Origin of the sequence: Plantactinospora alkalitolerans (assembly GCF_015690345.1) — a bacterium.
Lineage (GTDB): Bacteria > Actinomycetota > Actinomycetes > Mycobacteriales > Micromonosporaceae > Plantactinospora > Plantactinospora alkalitolerans.
This window is the reverse complement of the sequence record NZ_JADPUN010000040.1, coordinates 1-19,270: the sequence shown is the minus strand read 5'-3', so window position 1 is coordinate 19,270 and position 19,270 is coordinate 1. Positions and strand designations below refer to the sequence as shown.

19 protein-coding genes are annotated in these 19,270 nt (G+C 71.1%); 7 read left to right on the top strand and 12 right to left on the bottom strand.

The window, feature by feature from the left end:
* Window positions 1-64: 64 nt before the first annotated feature.
* The gene (locus tag I0C86_RS01975) at window positions 65-622 is read right to left on the bottom strand and encodes a roadblock/LC7 domain-containing protein (RefSeq protein ID WP_323373419.1); all 558 of its coding nucleotides are present in this window, start codon (window positions 620-622) and stop codon (window positions 65-67) included.
* Between the two features lie 552 nt (window positions 623-1,174).
* On the opposite strand from I0C86_RS01975, the gene I0C86_RS01970 reads away from it, so the two are divergent.
* Complete coding sequence (locus tag I0C86_RS01970; protein ID WP_230393383.1) at window positions 1,175-1,603, top strand: MazG-like family protein; 429 nt, start codon at window positions 1,175-1,177, stop codon at window positions 1,601-1,603.
* A gap of 833 nt (window positions 1,604-2,436) precedes the next feature.
* Here the strand turns inward: I0C86_RS01970 and I0C86_RS01965 are convergent.
* Complete coding sequence (locus I0C86_RS01965; protein ID WP_196199439.1) at window positions 2,437-2,616, bottom strand: hypothetical protein; 180 nt, start codon at window positions 2,614-2,616, stop codon at window positions 2,437-2,439.
* Window positions 2,617-3,019: 403 nt separating this feature from the next.
* Here I0C86_RS01965 and I0C86_RS01960 point away from each other — a divergent pair, with 403 nt between their 5' ends.
* Entirely contained in the window at window positions 3,020-4,273 is a 1,254-nt protein-coding gene (locus I0C86_RS01960) for a hypothetical protein (RefSeq protein WP_196199438.1), read from the top strand.
* A 144-nt stretch (window positions 4,274-4,417) separates the two neighbouring features.
* Here the strand turns inward: I0C86_RS01960 and I0C86_RS01955 are convergent, their stop codons facing one another.
* The 5 genes from I0C86_RS01955 to I0C86_RS01935 all read right to left on the bottom strand — a co-directional run bounded on the left by I0C86_RS01955 (window position 4,418) and on the right by I0C86_RS01935 (window position 8,786).
* On the bottom strand, window positions 4,418-5,050 hold the full coding sequence (locus tag I0C86_RS01955; protein ID WP_230393382.1) for a hypothetical protein: 633 nt from the start codon (window positions 5,048-5,050) through the stop codon (window positions 4,418-4,420).
* Window positions 5,051-5,165: 115 nt separating this feature from the next.
* Window positions 5,166-6,398 carry a serine hydrolase domain-containing protein gene (locus tag I0C86_RS01950; protein ID WP_196199437.1) on the bottom strand — a complete coding sequence of 411 codons (1,233 nt, stop codon included), beginning with the start codon at window positions 6,396-6,398 and terminating at the stop codon, window positions 5,166-5,168.
* Between the two features lie 66 nt (window positions 6,399-6,464).
* Window positions 6,465-7,037 (bottom strand): YqeB family protein, encoded by a 573-nt coding sequence (locus tag I0C86_RS01945; RefSeq protein WP_196199436.1) that lies wholly within the window; start codon window positions 7,035-7,037, stop codon window positions 6,465-6,467.
* Window position 7,038: 1 nt separating this feature from the next.
* The gene (locus I0C86_RS01940; RefSeq protein WP_196199442.1) at window positions 7,039-7,836 is read right to left on the bottom strand and encodes an ABC transporter permease; all 798 of its coding nucleotides are present in this window, start codon (window positions 7,834-7,836) and stop codon (window positions 7,039-7,041) included.
* Window positions 7,837-7,886: 50 nt separating this feature from the next.
* Window positions 7,887-8,786 (bottom strand): ABC transporter ATP-binding protein, encoded by a 900-nt coding sequence (locus I0C86_RS01935; protein ID WP_196199435.1) that lies wholly within the window; start codon window positions 8,784-8,786, stop codon window positions 7,887-7,889.
* A 130-nt stretch (window positions 8,787-8,916) separates the two neighbouring features.
* Between I0C86_RS01935 and I0C86_RS01930 the strand changes: the two genes are divergently transcribed.
* Window positions 8,917-10,317, top strand: a complete 1,401-nt coding sequence (locus I0C86_RS01930; protein ID WP_196199434.1) for a sensor histidine kinase — start codon at window positions 8,917-8,919, stop codon at window positions 10,315-10,317.
* Window positions 10,314-11,090: a response regulator transcription factor gene (locus tag I0C86_RS01925; RefSeq protein WP_196199433.1), complete on the top strand. Its 777-nt coding sequence runs from the start codon at window positions 10,314-10,316 to the stop codon at window positions 11,088-11,090. Before I0C86_RS01930 ends, I0C86_RS01925 begins: the two co-directional genes overlap by 4 nt.
* Before the next feature lie 9 nt (window positions 11,091-11,099).
* Here the strand turns inward: I0C86_RS01925 and I0C86_RS01920 are convergent, their stop codons facing one another.
* Window positions 11,100-12,716 (bottom strand): serine/threonine protein kinase, encoded by a 1,617-nt coding sequence (locus tag I0C86_RS01920; RefSeq protein ID WP_230393381.1) that lies wholly within the window; start codon window positions 12,714-12,716, stop codon window positions 11,100-11,102.
* Window positions 12,717-12,895: 179 nt separating this feature from the next.
* Between I0C86_RS01920 and I0C86_RS01915 the strand changes: the two genes are divergently transcribed.
* The 3 genes from I0C86_RS01915 to I0C86_RS01905 all read left to right on the top strand — a co-directional run bounded on the left by I0C86_RS01915 (window position 12,896) and on the right by I0C86_RS01905 (window position 15,193).
* Window positions 12,896-13,438: a SigE family RNA polymerase sigma factor gene (locus I0C86_RS01915; protein WP_196199432.1), complete on the top strand. Its 543-nt coding sequence runs from the start codon at window positions 12,896-12,898 to the stop codon at window positions 13,436-13,438.
* Complete coding sequence (locus I0C86_RS01910) at window positions 13,419-14,600, top strand: hypothetical protein (protein WP_196199431.1); 1,182 nt, start codon at window positions 13,419-13,421, stop codon at window positions 14,598-14,600. Before I0C86_RS01915 ends, I0C86_RS01910 begins: the two co-directional genes overlap by 20 nt.
* Window positions 14,601-14,797: 197 nt before the next feature.
* A complete protein-coding gene (locus I0C86_RS01905) occupies window positions 14,798-15,193 on the top strand; it encodes a VOC family protein (protein ID WP_196199430.1) in 396 nt (131 codons plus the stop codon).
* Window positions 15,194-15,251: 58 nt separating this feature from the next.
* On the opposite strand, the gene I0C86_RS01900 is transcribed toward I0C86_RS01905, so the two are convergent.
* From I0C86_RS01900 to I0C86_RS01885, 4 genes are all read right to left on the bottom strand, one after another.
* Window positions 15,252-15,767 carry a putative immunity protein gene (locus tag I0C86_RS01900; protein WP_196199429.1) on the bottom strand — a complete coding sequence of 172 codons (516 nt, stop codon included), beginning with the start codon at window positions 15,765-15,767 and terminating at the stop codon, window positions 15,252-15,254.
* Window positions 15,764-16,378: a putative immunity protein gene (locus I0C86_RS01895; RefSeq protein ID WP_230393380.1), complete on the bottom strand. Its 615-nt coding sequence runs from the start codon at window positions 16,376-16,378 to the stop codon at window positions 15,764-15,766. The genes I0C86_RS01900 and I0C86_RS01895 overlap by 4 nt, the downstream gene beginning before the upstream one ends.
* A 246-nt stretch (window positions 16,379-16,624) precedes the next feature.
* Window positions 16,625-18,082 (bottom strand): non-reducing end alpha-L-arabinofuranosidase family hydrolase, encoded by a 1,458-nt coding sequence (locus I0C86_RS01890; protein WP_196199428.1) that lies wholly within the window; start codon window positions 18,080-18,082, stop codon window positions 16,625-16,627.
* Between the two features lie 193 nt (window positions 18,083-18,275).
* On the bottom strand, window positions 18,276-19,270 hold a 995-nt coding region (locus tag I0C86_RS01885; protein ID WP_196199427.1), incomplete at its 5' end, for a LacI family DNA-binding transcriptional regulator.

Here is a 19,270-nt window from a genome sequence, read left to right as displayed (position 1 = left end):
CCACGGAGGGCTGGGCGGGTGGCCGGCACCGGAGGAGATCCGGTGCCGGCCCCAGCCCATGCTGCTACGCGGTGCCGCCGACGTGCAGCAGGTCAGCGAGCCGCTCGGCGACCGGTGCCGCCTCCAGATGCAACCAGGACACATTCAGCCGGTCGTCGCCGAGCACGGCGAGCAGAACGTGGTCGCTCACCCCGTACACGGTGAAGTAGCCCTGGTGGCTGTGGACGGTCAGTTCGCGCAAGGGGCCTTGTTGCAGGGTCAGGCCGCACTGCCGGCCGAGCCCGAAGGTGGTCGCCGCGAGTGCGGCCAGGTCCAGGGGTTCGGGTCCGGCGGTGAGGTCGTGCCCGATCAGTCGCCCGTCGATGCCGGCGAGGACGGCACCCCGTACCCCGGGCACCCGGTCCCGCAGTACGCCGAGTTCGGCGTACACGGCCGACTGGCCCGGATGGGCGTGCCGGCCCGTACCGCCGAACGCGTCGGAGGACGACCGGGAGACCTCGTCGAGGACCACCTCCGGCATCGCCTCTCCGTTGCTGTCGAGTCCCGCACCCGGGTGGCGGCGCGGCAGCGGGTTGTCGAACGGCCCCGATCCGGCGTCGTGGGAGTGGGTCACGGTCAGCACCGCTCCTCGACCTGGCGCGACCGGCGCGCGGCGGATGCGAGGTCGACCGGACGGTCGGCCGGAGCGGAAAGATCAAAGGGTTCCTTGCCCGCGCGGGTACTCAGCGGCCGGGTCAGGTGGTGGGTCGCCACTGGCAGCGCCTCCATTCTTGATGTGAACGTCACTGCCCGTGGCGCCGTCATCCGGATAGACGGCGAGGCCGGGCGGCGGCCGGTCTGACGCGCGAGTGCCCCTGCGGCGAGGGTGGCATGTCGGGGGTGCAAGTTGCATCTCGCGAGACAGTAATTGTCTGTGCAGCTAACTTACTGTTGACCCGTCGGCGATGGAACAGGGCGATACGACCGATGTTGCGCCACATGGGGGGCCGCTCTCCAGGCCGCACCACTGCGCACAGTGACGAAAGCGGAGAGTAGTCACCGGACGCAAACCGACGCTCCTGCATCGGTCGCCGTCCCCGGCGAAGTCGCGGTCGACCGGTGGTCGGTGCCGGCGGGGCCGCGTCAGAGTGCGCGACGAGGACCTGCGCGGGGCCGGTGCCGATACGGTGGGCCGGTGAGTGACGCCACCTGGGGAACCGTCCGCGCCGTACGCGCCTGGCTTGACCAGGTGAACGGCACCGGTGGTTCCGAGTTGACCTGTCGCATCCTCAAGGTCACCGAGGAGGCCGGTGAGGCGGCCGGTGCCTGGATCGGAATGACCGGGCAGAACCCCCGCAAGGGCGTCACGCACAGCCTGGACGACGTGGCGGGCGAGCTGGCCGACGTAGCGCTGACCGCCCTGGTCGCGATCGAGAGCCTCGGCCTGGACGCCCGGCAGGTGCTTCGGACCCGCGCCGACCGGGTGCAGGGTCGGCTCGCCGCCCTGCCGGCGGCCGTCGACGTACCGGCCGACGGGGTGCCGCGACCGGGGGGACCGGCCGACGGGGTGCCGCGACCGGGGGTACCGGCCGGGCGGGCCGACCCGGCGCCGAGCCTGGAGTAGCGGCGTGGCCCGGGCGGGATCCGAGTCGCGCTCGGAGCCGGTTTCCGCGAGCATCGGACGGATTGTCCGACATCGTCGTCTTGGCGGGCCGCATGCTTCTGTGGTCGGTCCGCCGCGCGACCTGACGTCCGGTGGGCCCTCCCCGCCGGCTGGGCGGTGGACCGGACAGCGGTCGGCGTACCCGCGGCGTTGCGGGGGGCCGGCTTCGAAGAGGCCCGGGGCGGGTGCCCGCAGCCGGCCGTCATCTTCCCCCGTAGTTGACGGCCGATCCCAGCCCGCCCCGGTGCCAATTCCACATTCCGTCGATCGGCGTTCGGCTATGCCGGCGATCGGCCGTCCGGCTCTCCGACGAAGTCCGTACGGTCATCCGGGGCCGGGTTTCCTGATTGAGGATATCCAGCGGGTCCGTCCGTGCTATACCGTGGCTGGGTGAGAGTCGAGCGGCACTGGTGGAACGGCGATCGGGGTCTGCGCTCACGGCGCGACGTGTACATCCGTACGGATGGGCAACGATGGGAAGTAGAGGCCCAGATGGGCGGCGCCGATGGGCGCTCAAAGGTGCAACAGTGCCCCGGTGAGGCGTCTGCGCGCATTCTCGCGGACGCCTGGCTCGGCGGCCGCCCTGAGTGGCGCGAAATGGCGCTCTGAGCGGACGGGGTTCGGCGCGGCCGGTCGTTGATTCCGGCGGCGCGAACGTCCGCACCGAGGTAACCAGGTACCCGATGGCGGCCGGGGCAACTCCGGCCGCCAATCGGGTCGCCGTCCCGGTGCGTCTCCACCTCGCTGGTGCGCGGACCGTTGCCCGGCACCCGCCCCGCACGAGGCCGACCTGCTCAACCGGTGCGGCGGTTGCCCCACTGCCGGGGCCCCTGGACCGAGCCGCGCCCGCCTGACTGCTTGGTGGTGCCGTGGGCCCGCTGTTGCGCGGCCGGGCCCTTGCCCTTGGCGCGGCGGGCGGCGCGGTTCTCGAAGCTGGGGTCCTCGCCGTCCGGCTCGGCCACCTCGGGGTCCACCGGTTCGGATGTTGCGGTGTCTGTCGCGCCCTCGGTCCCGGGGGATCCTGTCGCGGCCTCCGTGGGACGTTCGACCTCGGGTTCTGGTTGGGCCTGGTCGGCCCGGGGAGTACTGGAGTCCGGCATCGGGACACCCCTTGAGATTCGTCGTGTCTGAGCGAAGACCTACCGGGGGGCGTGACAGCCCACGACCCTGGCAGGCCCACGGCGGGTCATGCTACCCCGGCCGGGTTCCTGCGGATTTCCACCGGGAGATCGGAGGCCGGATTCCGGTTCTTCCGGCCTTCCGCGTCGCACGCCAATAGCGGAACCCCTGCCGCCAGCCAAGGCACTTTCCGTAATCTGCCAAAGGACCGCCGCTCCGGCGTACATCCAATTGCGTCGAGTTACCATATAAACACTCATGGTGATCAATGTCTTGATGACGATCAGCGGGGTGGTGCTCGTGGCGCGGGAACGAAACGGGCAGTTGACCGGCACCGGGCGGCGGATCGGTGACCTCGACCGCAGCCTGCTCCTACAGTGTCGGACCAGCCAGGTCACCCAACTGGCCGGGGTGACCGGCCGGGCGGGCGTTGGCCTGGTTCTCACCGCCGAGCGGGGCAACCTGCGTGGCTGCCTCGACCGGGCCCGGCACCTGCTGGAGGTGGATCACCACCGTGCCCCGCTGCTGCTCGACGCCGCCCGGTACGCCGGGGACGGCCGACTGACCGCCGCCGCCCCGTTCGACCAGCGGTGGATCCAGTACCAGCGGGAACTGGGGTTGCCGGTACTGACCGACTCGGGCTATCTCGCCCCGGACGACATGGAAGGACTCGTCGGGATCCTCGAACGCGCCGCCCGGCTCGGTGACGCCATCGCGCTGTTGCCCATGCACCCGGCCTGGCTCGCCGACCGGTACGCCCGGCAGACGCTGCTGCGGTACGTGACGGCCCTCGGCGTACCGATCGCGATCGTCCTCGAGGAACCGGTCGAGCCGGTCGAGCCGGTGGAGCTGGTCGATCCGGTCGATCCGGTCGGGGCCGTACGGGGCCTGCTGCAACTCCTCGACTGCGGCGTACCTGTGCTGGTGCTCCGGTCGGACCTGCCCGGCCTCGGCGCACTCGGCTCCGGGGCGACCGCGGTGGCGATCGGCACCGAGCCGGGGCTGCGCCGGTTCGACCCGCGCCGGCCGGCCGGGTCCCTGCCGACCGGCGCCCTGCCGCCGCTCCGGCCCGCCCGCCCGTCGGCGCTGATCCGGCACTGCCTCTCGTACCAGCCGCTGGCGGTGATCGAGGCGACCATGCGGCGACATCCGGACAACGGCATGTGGCACTGCGGCTGCCCGACCTGCGGGGGACGGGACCTGAACTGGCTGGTGAGCCGAGAGGCAGGGCGGGACGGTGTGGTGCTCCAGCACTGTGTCGACGTCCTGCTCGACCTGCGTACGGAACTGACCGGCCCGTCCGTCCAGCTCAACCAGTGGAGCTGGCGGGCCCGGTGTGCTGCCGCCGCCTCCCGGCGGCGCGAGGTGGGCTGGGACCGGCTGCCGATGCTGGACCACTGGCAGCAGGCGATCACGCCGCCGACGTCGTCGAGGACGGGCGCTGCGTCGTCGCGCCGAACGGGCGGCGGGACGCGGTTCTCCCGGACGGCGCCACCACGCTCGGCCGCCTGACCACTCGGCCCGCGTGAGCGTCTCGGCCCGTGTGAGCGTCTCGGCCCACGTGAGCGTCTCGGCCCGTGTGAGCGTCTCGGCCCGCCTGGGCGTCCCGCTTTGATCCGGCGTTCCGGCGTTCCGGCGTTCCGGCGTTCCGGACGTTCAGGCCAGGGCCATCCGGGCCCACCGGCTCGGGGTGAGCGTGAGCACCCGGAACGGGCAGTTCCGGTCCGTGAGCAGGGTGTACGCCTCGATCGCCCGTTCGGCGGCGTCCTGCGCCTGCTCGGCCCGGGTCATGCCTCGACCCCGGTTGCGGAACAGGGCGCCGTAGAACGCCGAGCAGAAGACCCCACTCTCGTGCCAGCCGATCTGTGCCGAGGTGCCGATGTAGGTGACCTCGTCCTGTAGACAGTCCCGGACCGCCTTCTGCCAGGCCCCGGTGCCGGTCTTGCAGCCGTCGGCGAGGATCGCGTGGGCCGAGATCCCGCGCCCCCGGCTGGCCGCCTCCTCGCCCAACGCCTCCAGCGAGATCTTGGTCCGGCCGTCGCTGCTCGCGAACGTCGGTGTGCTGCTGTGATCACCGTGCGCCATCACGTGCAGCACGTCGCAGGACGCGGTGAACGCGGTCAGCACCGTGTCCGGGTCACGCGACCGGACAAAGTCGATGTCGACGATCGGCTGCGGGTGTTCGGCGTTGATGTTCTGCAGTGTCGACTGGACGAACGTCATCGCCGCGTCGAACGAGGAGTCCAGCCCGATGTCCAGCAGGCTGACCCGCTTCGCCTTCATCGCCATGGCGACCTCCCCCGAGTGCGATCATCGTGCACGCTACTCCGGCCGCGCCAGCACCGCCCGACGTGCAGACGGGGTCGCTGCCGGGCGCGGTCTTCCGGTGGGACCGGGCCGGCGGTCAGTCGACAATGGCCGAGTAGACGAGCTGGCGCAGCTCCGCACGCAGCGGGTAGGTGCTGGACGGGACGAGCTGGGTGAAGATCAGCGCGGTGATCTCCTCGACCGGGTCGACCCAGAACGCCGTACTCGCCACGCCGCCCCAGTAGTACTCGCCGACGCTGCTCGGCGCCCGGCTGGGCACCGGATCCTCCACCACCGCGAAGCCGAGCCCGAACCCGATTCCCTCGAACGTGGTCTCGGCGAACCCTCCGGCGGAGAGCCGACCCAGATCCTGCCCGCCCGGCAGGTGGTTGCGGGTCATGAACCGGACGGTACGGGGACCGAGCAGTCGTACTCCGTCCAGTTCACCGCCGCGCAGCAGGAACTGGGTGAACCGGTGGTAGTCGGCGGCGGTCGACAGCAGGCCACTTCCGCCGGCGAGCAGTTCCGGCTTCTGCAGCGCCAACCGGCCGATGGTGTCGTACCGGACCGCCTGACCGCTGGTCGGGTCGGGGGCGTAGCAGGCCGCCAGCCGCTCCGCGTCCGGGCCCTCGGCCCACCAGCGGGTGTCGGTCATGCCCAGCGGTCCGAGGACCCGCTCGGCGAGGAAGGTGTCCAGCGACTGTCCGGAGACCACCTCGACGAGCCGGCCGAGCACGTCGGTGGCGACCGAGTAGCCCCACGCTGTGCCGGGCTGGAAGAGCAGCGGCAGCCGGGCCAGGCCGGCGACGGCGGTGGCGAGGTCGAATCCGGCCGGGGGGTACAGGTCGTACCCGGCCGCCCGGTAGAGCCCGTCGACCACCGAGGTCTGGAGGAAGCCGTACGTCAGGCCGGCGGTGTGGGTGAGCAGGTGCCAGACCCGGATCGGCTCGATCGCCGGCACCGTGTACGGCTTCAGCGTCGATCCCCGGTCGTAGACCCGGACGTCGGCGAACTCCGGCAGCCAGCGGCTGATCTCGTCGGTGAGCTGGAGCCGTCCCTCCTCCCAGAGGATCATCGCCGCCACCGACGTGATCGGCTTGGTCATCGAATAGATCCGCCAGAGCGTGTCGGGCTCGACCGGCTTTCCGGCCTCCCGATCCCGGAGCCCGTACGTCGAGGCGTGCGCGATCTCGCCGCGCCGGGTCACCATCAGTTGCCAACCGGCCAGCGCGCCGGTGTCCACGTAACGGGCGAAGTGCGCGTCGATCCGGGCCAGCCTCGCCGGGTCGAAGCCGACCTGACCAGGGTCCACACTGCGCTGGAGGCTCATTCGCCGAACCCTACTGCCAGGGCGGAAACGGCGGCAACGATCGTCGCCGCCGTGGTCGGACCGCTCTCAGCCGGCCTCCGGGGTGGACGACCCGGGATTCCGCTCCGGGGTCGGGGCTCGGCCGGCCGACCAGCGGTAGCCGTACGCCTCGAAGGCCTCCCGCAGCCGGTCGGCCGACAGGTCCGACGACTCCCGGGCGAGTTCCTCGGTGTCGACACCGAGGACGACGAGCTGCTTGCCGTCCCGGAAGACCTCCCCGATCCGGTCCCGTTCGATGTGCCGGTCGGGGCCGTCGCCCCGGACCAGGGTGACCCGGTCGGCGGCGACGGTCACGACCAGCCGTTCGGCGGCGGCCATGCCGGCGACGACCAGGCCACCCAGCACACCGAGCAGCAGCGCACCACCGGTGGCCCACGGCTCGTGGACCGCGTCGACCAGCAGAAACGGCCCCCGCATCGGGATCCAGCGGATCGACGCGATCCACCCTGCGGACCACTGGAGCAGCCAGAGGAGGCCGGCGCCGAGCAGCGGGAACGTGATCCAGACCAGGGCCACGACCATTGTCGGTTCGGCAACCGTGATCCCCGGCCGGGCCGGCGTCGCCGAGCCACCGGCGGTGGACGCACCGTCGGCGGCCACCTCAGGACACCTCGCGGCGCATCGTCCGGACCAGCCCCGCGACCAGCGGCAGCAGTACCCAGGCCGTGACCGAGACTCCGAGTCGGGCCCACTGCCCGGCGCCGAGTTCGCCGGCGCCCGGCGGTTCGATCAACGGGGCGGTGGTGAGGCCGGTGTCGAGCCAGGTGGCGGCGGTACGCAGCCCGCTGATCATCCCGCCGAGGGCGGACCACGCGATGGGCAGTACCAGGGAGAGCACGATGGCGAGCGGCGTGTTCTGGAACAGCAGGCCGAACGCGATGCCCATCAGCACGCTGACCACCTGGAACACCGCCGCGCCGAGCAGCGGCCCCGGCACGGCGGACCAGAGGTCGTCGGTACCGCCGAGGCTGGCGATCAGGGTCCCGGCCGCCGCCGTACCCAGGGTGACCAGTGCCGAGATCAGCCCCGCGACCACCCCGGCGGACACCTTGGCGAGGACCACCCGGTGCCGCTGCGGTACCAGGGCGAACGTGGTGAGCGTGGTGCGCTGGGAGAACTCGCTGGTGACCAGCAGGATGCCCAGGATCGGCAGCAGGATGCCGACCGGGACCTGTGCCAGCGCGAAGAAGTTCGCGAACTGCTGGTCGGCGTCGGGGGTGAAGATGAGCATCACAGCCATGATCGCCACCGAGATCAGGCCGATGGTGATCAGCAACCAGTAGCCGGCCCGGGTGTCCGCGAGTTTGCGAAGTTCGACCCCGGTCAACCGGAGCAGTGAGGGTCGGCCCAGGTCCGCCCCCGGCCCGTCCGCCGGTCGACGGGAACCCGACCGGTTCACCGCACCCGGTCCGGTGGAAACGGCGGTCGACGTCGATGTGTTGTCGATTGTCACTTCACGGCCTCTCGTACGGAATCACCGGCGGTCAGGGACAGGAAGATCTGTTCGAGGCCGGCGCTCTCGGCCGGGCGCAACTCCAGCAACGCCACCCCGGAGTCGGCGGCGGCCTGCCCGACCGCACCGGGCTCGGCGTCGACCAGCAGGCCGCCGTCGGTGCTCGACCGCACCGGCAGCCCGGCCCGGTCGACGGCGGCACGGAGCGCCTCCGGATCACGGGCCCGGACCAGCGCTCCGGTTCCGGCCAGCAGTTCGTCCCTGCTGCCCTGCGCGACGACCCGGCCGGCGCCGATCACCACCAGCCGGTCGGCCACCGCCTCCACCTCCCGGAGCAGGTGCGAGGAGAGCAGTACCGTGCCGCCCCGGTCGGCGAAGTCCCGGAGCAGGCCGCGCATCCAGTAGATGCCCTCGGGGTCGAGCCCGTTCGCCGGCTCGTCGAGGATCAGGACCCGGGGGTCACCGAGCAGTGCCTGCGCCAGGCCGAGCCGCTGGCGCATCCCCAACGAGTACGCCCGGACCCGGCGCCCCGCCGCGACCGCGTTCAGGCCGACCTGGTCCAGGCATTCGTCGACCCGACGCCGGGGTACGCCCATGATCTTCGCGGAGAGGGTCAGCGTCTCCCGACCGGTCCGCCCGGGGTGCTGGGCCCCGGCGTCGAGCAGCAGCCCGACCTGGCGCCCCGGGTTCGGTAGCTGACGGTAGTCGACGTTGTTGACCGTGGCGGTGCCGGCGGACGGCGGGGTGAACCCGCAGATCATCCGCATGGTGGTGGACTTGCCGGCGCCGTTCGGGCCGAGAAAACCGGTCACGGTGCCCGGTTCGCAGTGGAACGACACGTCCTCGACGGCGGTGTGCCGGCCGTACCGTTTGCTCAGTCGTTCGACGGTAATCATGCGGTTCAGCCTGCCCGGGCCGACCGGCCGGGCGCTGCGGCCAGCGGTCGAGACCCGGCGACCTTCGGCTAGTTCCCGGCATCGACTTTGGTCGGTGTCCACAGCTCGTGACGCTCAGTAGCATGGCGTGATGACTGGTGTGCCGGTGCTCCCCGAGCATCCCTGGCTGCTGCCGGCCACCCTCACCGCGGATCTGGGCAGCCCGGGCCGTCGACCCCGGCGGTCGACCCGGGACTGGGTGGTCGACACGCTCTGCTTCCTGATCGCCTCCGGCTTCGGGGTGATCGCGTTCTGGGACGTGCTGCGGCCGCAGCCGGCCCTGGTGGCGGACCGGGCCGACTCGGAGTTGGCGGTCGCGATCGACGTGGTGCTGACGACGGCGCTCTGCCTCGGGCTCTGGGTCCGGCGTCGCTGGCCGGTCGGGCTGGCCCTCGCCGCGCTGCCGGTGGCGCTCTTCTCCACCCCGTCCGGGATCGCCACCGGGATCATCCTGCTCAGCCTGGTGGTGCACCGCCGGCTGGCGGTGGCGGGCCCGCTGCTCGCGGCGCACCTCGGGGTCGCCGTGCTCTACGAGTTCCGCAATCCGGACCCGAATGAGGGGCCCTGGTTCGGGATGACGCTCAGCGCGGCGCTGACGGCGTCGATGCTGGCCTGGGGGATGTTCATCCGGGCCCGGCGGCAGCTCGTGGTGTCCTGGCGGGACCGGGCGTACCGGGCCGAGGCCGAGCAGCGGCTGCGGGTCGAGGCGGCCCGGCGGCTGGAACGGACCCGGATCGCCCGGGAGATGCACGATGTGCTGGCGCACCGGATCTCCCTGCTGAGCCTGCACGCCGGGGCGTTGGAGTTCAGGCCCGACGCGCCGCCGGAGGAGATCGCCCGAGCGGCGGGGGTGATCCGGACCAGTGCCCACCAGGCGTTGCAGGACCTGCGCGAGGTGATCGGCGTACTCCGGGACGATCCGCCCGAGGCCGATGATCCGGAACTCGGCCAGCGTGTCGAGCCGGAACGCGAACTCGGGGGACGGGGTGCGCCGTATCCGCCCGATCCGCCGTACCCGGTGGTGGAGCCGTCGGGCCCGACCTCGATCGGGCCGGTGCCGGCGCAGCGGACCGCCGGGGCGCCCGAACGACCGCAGCCGACCCTGGACGACCTGCCGGCGCTGGTCGCGGAGTCGCAGGAGGCGGGCATGCGGGTCACCCTGCGGACCGAGTTGACCATGACGGGAACGGCGCCGGCCGGGATCGGGCGGGGCGCGTACCGGATCGTGCAGGAAGGGCTGACCAACGCCCGCAAGCACGCCCCGGGCACCACCGTCACGGTGACCGCACGGGGGCGGCCGGGGGTCGGCCTCAGCGTCGAGGTCCGGAACCGGTGGCCGGTGGGCCAGCCGGCCGGGCCCCCGATCCCGGGCACCGGTACCGGGCTGGTCGGGCTGACCGAACGGACCGCGCTGCTCGGGGGCTGGTTGGAACATGGGCGGACCGACTCGGGTGACTTCCGGCTGGCGGCCTGGCTACCGTGGCCGTCGTGAACACCGAACACGTCGCCCCGCCGCCGTCGCCGTCACCGTCACCGACGTCAGGCCGGGAGTCGGGGCAGGGGCGGGAGTCGGGGCCGGCGCCCGGGCGGACACCGCCGGTACGGGTGTTGATCGTGGACGACGACGCGCTGGTCCGGGCCGGCCTGTCGATGATCCTCGGCGGGGTGCCGGACCTGCGGGTGGTGGGGGAGGTGTCCGACGGCACCGAGGTGTTGCCGGCGGTCGTGGCGTACCACCCCGACGTGGTGCTGATGGACATCCGGATGCCCCGGATGGACGGACTGGCCGCGACCGAGGCGCTGCGTCGTACGCCGCAGCCTCCCGAGGTGCTGGTGCTGACCACGTTCGACGTCGACGAGTACGTGCTGCGTGCCCTTCGGGCCGGTGCGAGCGGGTTCCTGCTCAAGGACACCCCGCCGGCGGAGATCGTGCAGGCGATCCGCCGGGTCGCGGCCGGCGAGGCGACGCTGTCCCCGACCGTGACCCGTCGCCTCATCGCACACGTGACCGGTTCGGGTACGCCCGGCCGCCGGGATGCCGACCTCCGGCGGGACCGGGCGGTACGGCTGCTCGCCGGACTCACCGACCGGGAGCGCGAGGTGGCGGTCGCCATCGGCCGGGGCTGGTCGAACGCCGAGATCTCGTCCGCACTGTTCATGAGCGTGGCCACCGTGAAGGCGTACGTCTCGCGGCTGCTGACCAAGCTGGAGCTGAACAACCGGGTGCAGGTCGCCCTGCTGGTCCACGACGCGGACCTGGCCTGATCCGGCTGGTTACTGCTTGATCGGCCCCCGGTCGACGAAGCTGAACGTCGCGTTGGGTGGGGCGTCGCCGGGAAACTGCACGTAGATCTCCGACTCGGACTCCGACCACTGCACGAGACCCTCGTCGTCGTTGAAGATCGTGTACGTCGGCCGCCCCTTGTCGTCCCGCTTGCCCGTGGAGGTGATCGAGAAGAGTGTCGCCTTGGTGGGCCGGCATTCGGTCCCGACGAGCGTTGCCCAGTCCGACGGGTTGATCTTCACGCCGAGGCACGTCTGCGCGCCGTAGTTGGGCTGCATCGACTTGATCATGTAATCCACGCCCACCGGCACGAGGGCGAAGACCGCGTCCTTGCCGGTGCCGTCGGACGTCTCCACCTGGTCCGGCAGCGGCAGGGCCAGATCCTTGTCCATCTCCACGAAGTGGATGAGGGTGCGCCGGGTTCCCTCCAGGATGGCGGCGTTCCCGGTCGGTACGGGCGACGGCTTCGGCGAGCCGGCCGAGGTGCCGGCGGGCGACGGTTTCGGCGAGCCCGTCGAGCTGCCGGACGACGAGGCACCCTTCGGCGTACCGTCGTCGGCGTCGCCCGGCGGCAGCAGCAGCTTGTAGCCGAGGAGACCGGCCGGCAGCAGGACGGCGAGAGCGGCCACGGCGACGATCCCACGGGTGAACGCGCGGCGGCGTGGCCGGCCGGCCTGCTCACCACCGTCCCGCCCCGGCGCGACCGGGGCGATCGGCGCCACCCGTGCGGAACGGGGTGGTACCGCGCCCGGTACCACCGGCCGGGTCGGCGCCGTGCCGTTCGCCGGCTCGGCGGCCAGGAGCAGGTCGAGCAGCTCCCGGGCGGTTGGCCGCTCGGCCGGGTCCTTGGCGAGAGTCCGCTCGACGATGCCGCGCAGCGGCTCGGACAGGCCGGTCAGAATCGGAGGCTGGGTCAGGATGCGCAACGCGGTGGCCGGCGCCGAGTCCGCGGCGAACGGCGTCCGGCCGGTGCCCGCGTAGGTGACCACCGCGCCCCAGGCGAAGATGTCGGAGGCGGGACTGATCCGCGGGCCGGGCTGCTCGTCGAACCGTTCCGGCGCCATGTAGGAAACGGTCCCGACGATCTGATCCGTACGGGTGTGCTGGCTGGTCGCCTCCAGCGGCCGGGCGATGCCGAAGTCGATCACCTTGAGGCCGCCCAGCGCGAAGAGCACGTTGCCCGGCTTGAGGTCGCGGTGGATGACCCCGGCACCATGGATCGCGGCCAGTGCGGTGGCGATGCCGAGCGCGGCGCTGTGCAGCGCACCTGGCGAGAGCGGCCCCCGCTCGCGGACGACGTCGGACAGGTTCGGCCCGTCGACGTACTCGACGACCAGGTACGGCGGACTGTGGTCGAGGTCGGCGCCGAGCACCTCGGCGGTGCAGAACGGCGGCACCTGCCGGGCCCGGCTGACCTCGCTGCGGAACCGGCCGAGGAACTCCGTGTCGGAGGTGAACTCGGTTCGGACGACCTTGATCGCCACCTGTTGGCCCTGCGGTGAACGCCCCAGGAAGACGGTGCCCATGCCGCCCGAGCCGAGGCGAGCGATCAACTCGTAGCCGCCGAGGTGGGCCGGGTCGTCCGGGCGTAGGGGAAGACTCGACAAGATCCCTACTCCCCACGCTCCACCGACGCCGAGGGCACACTATCGCGCGCCCGCCCACCCCGCGAGCCCGGTCAGGGCGTACGGGTGAATCGGTCCGTCCAATTTCAGCCATCATCGGGAACCGTGCAACCCGGCGGATCGGCCGGACCGTCTTCCCCGGACGAAGGGAGGTGCGGAACGTGAATCGGGACGACGAGCAGGAGTTCCGGGAGTTCTTCCGGGTACGGTTCGATGCCCTGCGTGCACTGGCCTACCTGACCTGCGGGGACTGGCAGGCGGCCGAGGACGCGGTGTCCAGGTCGCTGGCGAAGCTCTACGTGCGCTGGCACAGGATCGACTCGCCACTCGGTTACGCCCAGCGGATGGTGGTGCGCGCGGCGATCGACGAGGGGCGCCGGCCGTGGCGGCGGGAGACCTCGGTCGGCGGGAACCTTCCTGACCAGATCGTTGCCGACCCGAGCGGAAACACGGACGAGCGACTGCGCCTGCGCGAGGCATTGCTCCAGGTTCCGCCCCGGCAACGCGCGGTGCTGGTGCTGCGCTACTACGAGGGACTCAGCGTCGAGGAGACCGCCACGGCTCTCCGACTGGCCACCGGCACCGTCAAGAGCCAGTCGGCACGGGGACTCAGCACGCTGCGCAAGGCGCTGGGCGTGGCGGAGATCCACACCGGCCGGAACGCCATGTCAAGTGAGGAGAGCTATGAACTACGACCTGCGTGACGTCCTCGACAGCGCGACGGCGGAAGCCCCGCCACCGCGGCTCACCGCCGACGACGCCATCGCCGCCGGCCGGTCCCTGCAACGGCGCCGCCGGTACGGCTGGACCGGCGGGGTCGCCGCGGTCGCCGCGTTGGCGGTCGCCGGGGTCATGTCCGCGCCGTACCTGTCCGGCGCGGCGGGTCCGGCCGAAACCGGTCCGGCTGCCGGCCCGGCGGAAGCCGCGCCCGTCGCCGAACCGGTGACGTTCCCGACCCTCGCGAAGCCGTTCATGTACTCCATCAAGGGATACAGCGTGGGACCGCTGCACGTCAGCGACCCCGTCTTCGCGACGGCCGCGTACCAGGAGTCGATTCTCACCCTCGACGGCGTCGAGAGGCAGAAGGTGACCAACAGCGCCGGGACCTGGGAGAGGTCCTACGACCGTTCGGTGGGGACCCTGACGGTGTACCGGCCCGGCGTCTTCAAGCCCGACAGGTTCACCTCCGGCACCCCGGTGCGGGTTGACGACCTGCCCGGCCTGCAGACCGAGTTCGACAAGGAGGTGTCCGAGGTACGGGTGGAGAACGGCCGTAAGAATTTCTCGAGCCGTACCGTCAGGGTGGCCGCACTCGCGTGGCAGTACGCCGACGGCGCGTGGGCGACCCTGGTGGCCAACCAACTGCTGCGCACCGCCGACCCGGCCAAGGACCTGCTGGCGCTGGCCGACGGGCTCACCCCGGCCGAGCCGTCGGTCGTCCGGGTGCCCTACCGGCTCGGCAGCGTACCGGCCGGCTATCGCCTCGTCGGAATCGGAAGGTTCAACCCGACGAACGCCGGGGACAGCATCTCCGAGGCGTACTTCTCGAAGAGCGCCGTGCCGGTCACCAACCTGACCGACAGGCTCACCGAGGACGACCTGATGAAGGCCAGCGGCAGCCTGAAGATCATCGTTACCGAGACCGCGCCGGCCGGGCCGTCGGACCCCAACCCGCACCCCAACCCGCGCAATCCCTGCCAGGAGAACTTCTGCGACCGCGCCATCAACGCCCACTACTTCGCCGAGATCTCCGACAACAGGAACCGGGTGGACGTCGTGCGGAGGGTCACCGACGGCCTCCGCTTCGACAACCCGACCGACCCGGCCACCTGGCACGACGCCAGCACCATCGGAGTGGCACGCTGACCTGCTGAGACATCGGTGCGCCGGGTCACCGACCCGCCGCCGCCGGGACCCGCGGGTCCCGAGTTCGGATCCGTTCCCGGCCCGGCAGGCAGAGACGAGCCTGCCGGGCCGGCGGCCGTCCACGCCGGCCGACCCCGAAACTGGTCGATGTTAGTGTCGTCCGGGCACGCGGTTGCTCCTGGCAGGAGAAGCGAGGTGTGGTGCAGGCTTCGGGTGTTGCGCCCCTGATGGTGGTGCGGGACGTCGCGCGCAGTGTCGAGTTCTACCGGCGATTGGGGTTCCGGCCCGCGGTCGAGTGGTCCGGGTACGCGAAACTCGCCAACGGAACGGGCATCCTGCATCTCGCCGCTGCGGGCGACCCGCCGCCGGATCGACCGAAGGTCGCGCTCAGGGCGCCGGACGACACGGCGAGCGCTGTGGTCGCCGCGATAGTCGTGCAGGTCGCGGACTGCCGTCGCGCGTGTGCCGACCTCGTCGCGGCAGGTGTCGAGCTTCTCGGTGAGCCGGTCGAACCCGAGTGGGGTGGCGAGATCAGGGCCTTTCTGCGTGATCCGGACGGTCACCTGGTCGAAATCAACGAGGCCTTTGCCTGAGCCTGATCGTCTCGCCGGTGTGGAGCTACGCGCCATCTCGCCCGTTGCCCGCTCCACTTCAACAGTGGAACACCGACCAGCAGATGTCATTGCGCAACCTCTGGTCGTCAAGTACCAGCTCGCGGATCGCCTCCGGGAGCTGGTCGCGCTGCCATCGGCACTCGGCCCGCCCCGCGGCCTCGCTCTGGCCTTTCGGTGCCGCCGCACGCGCGGCCTTGATCGCGTAGGCGGCCGCACCCAGTTCGTGCGCCGCGACGTGGGCGACGACGGCGGCCTGGCCGGCGGCGTACGCGGCATGCCGGGCCGCCCCGCGCAGGTCTCTGGCCGCTCCCATCGCGTGTCCGCCCGCCGCGCGAGCCTGCATCATCTTGACCTCGCCACGCGCCCAGGCCCGGGCGTGCTCGATCGCGTCGCGCGGGCGCGGATCCCCGGGCCGGGCCGACTCGAAGAGGTCGAGGACGTGCTCGGCACACGAGGCAGCCCACAGCGCGAGGAGGCGGTGATCGGCATCGGTGAGAGTCCCACCACGGCGGATCGTCACGAAGCGAGGGTCCCGGACCTTCGGCAGGATCATGACTTGCCGTCCCTTCCGCGCGTGCCGGTGTGACTCGATGCGGTGTGCCCCGGCGGCCGGTCGGCCGCCTGGCGCAGGGAATGGTCCAGAGTGCTCATCAGTCGGGCAACCCGACTGCCGCCACCCGTCGCGGGCGGGTAGCGGCGGAGCACGTCGACGAGCACCGGTGTCGCACGCTGCCGCGACCGTTCCAGCAGGGCATCCCCGATCGCGGGGTCACCGCCTGCCTCCAGTTCCCCGATGCGCGCGGCGCTCGCGGAGGCTCGGAGAATGTGGCCGACCTGGCTGGCCCTGGCGATGGGGTGCAGGTACGCGGCTGACGCGGCGTCACCGGCGGAACGCGCGGCCAGTCGGGTGGCTTCGGAGGGTGCGGACCGGGCGGCTCGATGAGCATCGAGGGAAGTGGCACGCTGCCGAGTGGTTCTGTTGGCACCGTTGACGAATGCCCAGGCCGCGTCGATCGCCGCACGTGGGCGCGGGTCACCGGGAACAGCCCGTTCAAAGACCGACAGGACATCCTCGGCGTGCCGAACCACGTACCGCGCCACGACGCGAAGCTCGTCCATCGTCAGGTCGAAGTCTCCGGACACGGTGTGCCTGTTCTGCGCCATGTCTATGAATCGTATCCTTGACGGCCCGGTGGAGACTTTATGGCGGGCCTACCGCACACGACGGTCGGGAACCCTCAATCGAGGGTCACTGCACCCCGGGTTGCCCGGCTCGCGGACGGGGCGTGAGCGGCGGGCTCGGCCTTGCGCCGAGCCCGCCCGGATCATGCTCCACCTGGTCATCGTTGCGAAGCCGTCGTGCCTCCGCCGCGAATGTCGGACATCCTGGGCCGGAGCTGTGTCCCGCCGCTATCGCTGCAGGGTGAGCAGGCCCGGCCGCCACGGCAGGGAGTTGTAATCACCACCGGCGTTCGGGTCCTTGCCCTGATAGAGCAGTTGCAGGTTGCAGGGATCGATGGTCTTGGTCTGGTCGGAGTTGCTGCGGACCAGGTCACCGTGGCTGATGTCGTTGGTCCAGGTGGCGCCGCTGTTTGCCTTGCCGGCGAACGGGTTGCTCTCGGTTGCGGCCTGCGGGGTCCACGTGCCGTTAAGGCTGGTCGCCGTGAACGAGCGGAAGTAGCGGCCCTGGCTGCCGATCGCCTCGACCAGCATCAGGTACTGGTTCTGGCCCTGCACCTTGTAGACCTCGACGCCCTCGAACAGGTTCTCCCGGGTGTCGGTCATGATCGTGGCGTACGAGGCGCCGAAGCTGCCGGGGAAGTTGCCGATCGGCATGCTGGCTCGGTAGATCTTGCCGTTGTCACCGGCGAAGAACAGGTACATGTTCTGGCTGTCACCGATCAGCGTCTGGTCGATCACGCCGTAGGGAGCGTCCGAGATGGTCCCGGTGAACAGCGTCTGCGCCGATGACCAGCCGTTGGCGTTGGTCGGGTCGGTGGAGGTCTTGTAGCTGAACGAGGTCGGTCCCCACTGGTAGGCCAGGACCCAGATGTTCTTCGGGGCGAAGTACAACAGCGTGGGCGCCACGGTCCCCGCACTCATCGCGTTCTGGCCGGCCGTAGCCATGTCGGACCAGTTCGTGAACGGGGTGAAGTTCATCGAGCCGTAGTTCCCCGACGAGTTGACCGTCGACCCGTAGACCAGGTGCCTGCCGTTGTGGACGACGTTGGTGAAGTCCTTCAGTGACACCCAGCCGGACTTCGGGTTTGCCAGCGATCCCGATGACGTCCAGCGGTACCTCGCGGGCAGGGTGCACGTGCTGGGCGGCGTGGACGGCGTGACCTGTGGCGTGGACGGCGTGACCTGCGGCGTGGACGGCGTGACCTGCGGCGAGGACGGCGTGACCTGCGGCGAGGACGGCGTGGCCGTTGGCGGCGAGGTCACCGGCGCGCCGGTGCAGGCCACCCCGTTGAGCGCGAAGGCGGACGGGGCCGGGTTGCTTCCGTTCCACGAGCCGTTGAAGCCGAAGGACACCGAGGCGTTGGTGCCGATCGAGCCGTTGTAGCTCACGTTCCTGGCGGTCACCGCGGCGCCGCTCTGGGTCACCGTGGCGTTCCACGCCTGCGTCACGCTCTGCCCGGCGGGCCACGACCAGGTCAGTGTCCAACCGCTCAACGGGTCGCCGAGGTTGGTGATCGACACGTTGGCGCCGAACCCGCCCTGCCACTGTGACGACACGGCGTAGTTCACCGAGCAGCCTGCGGCCGCCGCACCCGCGGGCAACGCCACGGCAACCGCCGCCGATGCCAGCACGGCAGCACCGGTGGCCGACACCAAGCCGATCCTGGTCGATCTGAACCTGGTCATAGTTTGTCTCCTGAGGGGATGACGGCTCACGCACATTCGCGGGGATCCCTACGTGGTCGGCGACGGAGTCGCGTCAGGCAACGAGGTCGCCGAATTTGCCCGAACGTCGGGGTATGCGAAGCAGGAGTCTGAGGAATGGACAATCATCGATCCTCAGACTCTCAGAACCGATCCCTCTTGGCAAGGAAACGTTTCACCCGACGGTCGGCGGCGCGGTACTGTCGCGCAGTATCAGGGTGGTCTCGACCTCGGCCCGGGTCTGCGGGAGCGGCCGCCCGGCGGCGAGCGTCAGCACCAGGCTGGCGGCCTTCGCCCCCATCTCGGCGAACGGCTGCCGCACGGTGGTCAGCGCCGGGCCACACCACTGGGCGTACGCGATATCGTCGAAACCGATCACGCTGAGCTCGTCGGGAATGCGCAGGCCCACCTGCCGGGCCGCCTCGTACACACCGAACGCCTGTAGGTCGTTGCCGCACACCACGGCGGTGGGCCGGTCGGCCAGCCTCAGCAGCTCGCGTCCGTGGTTCAGACCGTCCTCGAACGAGAACGACAGACCGGAGCGCAGCAGTCGGGCGTCCAATGCCTGGCCGGCGGCTTCCAGAGCGGTCCGGACCCCCTCCAGCCGAGCTTTCGCGGCCAGGCGCTCGGTCGGCCCGGTGATCACCGCTATCCGCCGGTGGCCGAGGTCGAGCAGATGCCGGGCGGCGTCGATCCCACCGCTCCAGTTGGTCGCCACGACCGACGGGACGCCCCGCATCGGCTGGTCCGACGGGTCCAGCGCGACCAGCGGGATGGCACCGGCGCGCAGCAGGGACTGCTGAGCCGGCGTGAAGCCCAGGTTGACCGTGATCACGCCGGTCGGACGGCGAGCCAGCAGGCTCTCGGCCCACGAATGACCGGCAGAGATCTGACGCATGACGTCGAGGAAGCTCACGGCCAGCTTGTTCTCCGCGGCGACCTGCTCGACGCCGTGCATGATCTCGACGGCCAGATCGTTCTGCATGCCGAAGAAGACGACCTCGACGCCCGGGGTGCGCTGCACCATCTCCGGGCGCTGGTAACCGTGCTCACGCAGCAGTGCCTCGACCCGCTGCCGGGTCTCCGGCGCCACCCCCGCACGCCCGTTCAACACCTTGGACACCGTCGGCGCCGGAGCCGTCGGAGGTCGAGGAACGTCGACCCCGTCGG

Bases quoted from the DNA above. Each gene is read 5' to 3' on its own strand.
- I0C86_RS01960 (WP_196199438.1), top strand. From the start codon at position 3,020: ATGGTGATCAATGTCTTGATGACGATCAGCGGGGTGGTGCTCGTGGCG.
- I0C86_RS01955 (WP_230393382.1), bottom strand. From the start codon at position 5,050: ATGGCGATGAAGGCGAAGCGGGTCAGCCTGCTGGACATCGGGCTGGAC.
- I0C86_RS01950 (WP_196199437.1), bottom strand. From the start codon at position 6,398: ATGAGCCTCCAGCGCAGTGTGGACCCTGGTCAGGTCGGCTTCGACCCG.
- I0C86_RS01935 (WP_196199435.1), bottom strand. From the start codon at position 8,786: ATGATTACCGTCGAACGACTGAGCAAACGGTACGGCCGGCACACCGCC.
- I0C86_RS01930 (WP_196199434.1), top strand. From the start codon at position 8,917: ATGACTGGTGTGCCGGTGCTCCCCGAGCATCCCTGGCTGCTGCCGGCC.
- I0C86_RS01910 (WP_196199431.1), top strand. From the start codon at position 13,419: ATGAACTACGACCTGCGTGACGTCCTCGACAGCGCGACGGCGGAAGCC.
- I0C86_RS01900 (WP_196199429.1), bottom strand. From the start codon at position 15,767: ATGATCCTGCCGAAGGTCCGGGACCCTCGCTTCGTGACGATCCGCCGT.
- I0C86_RS01895 (WP_230393380.1), bottom strand. From the start codon at position 16,378: ATGGCGCAGAACAGGCACACCGTGTCCGGAGACTTCGACCTGACGATG.
- I0C86_RS01890 (WP_196199428.1), bottom strand. From the start codon at position 18,082: ATGACCAGGTTCAGATCGACCAGGATCGGCTTGGTGTCGGCCACCGGT.